The organism is Neisseria sp. P0020.S005 (genome assembly GCF_051957055.1).
In the GTDB taxonomy this organism is placed as follows: domain Bacteria; phylum Pseudomonadota; class Gammaproteobacteria; order Burkholderiales; family Neisseriaceae; genus Neisseria; species Neisseria subflava_A.
Window position 1 is genome coordinate 1 of record NZ_JBQCWV010000070.1, and the last position, 442, is coordinate 442.

The 442-nt window shown below is 53.2% G+C and carries 1 protein-coding gene; it reads right to left on the minus strand.

Annotated features, from left to right (window positions below):
* Nucleotides 1-442: cbb3-type cytochrome c oxidase subunit I (locus ACTHTU_RS11345; protein WP_440362605.1), on the minus strand; the 442-nt coding region annotated here is incomplete at both ends.

Here is a 442-nt window from a genome sequence, read left to right on the forward strand (position 1 = left end):
GTACAGGAAGTTCACGCCGGCGCGTTGGAACTTGGGATCTTTGCCACCGTTAACAATCGGAGCCAGGAACAGACCTGCTGTCAGGAAGCCGGTTGCAATCCAGAAGATGGCGGATTGGATGTGCCAAGTACGGGTCAATGCGTAAGGGAACCAGTCGGACATTTCGAAGCCGAGTGCTTCGTCGATGCCGTAGAAACCTTGACCTTCGACGGTGTAGTGCGCGGTCAGGCCGCCCAGCAACACTTGTACCACAAACAGGGCGACTGTCAGGAAGACGTATTTGCCCAATGCTTTTTGGGAAGGAGTCAGCTGTACTTTGGAAATCGGGTCTTCAGTCGGAACTTCTACTTCTTCGTGTTTGGTCAGGAAGGAGTAACCCCACATCAGCAGGCCGATACCCATCAAGAGCAGTACAACGCTGGTGAACGACCACATGTAGTTT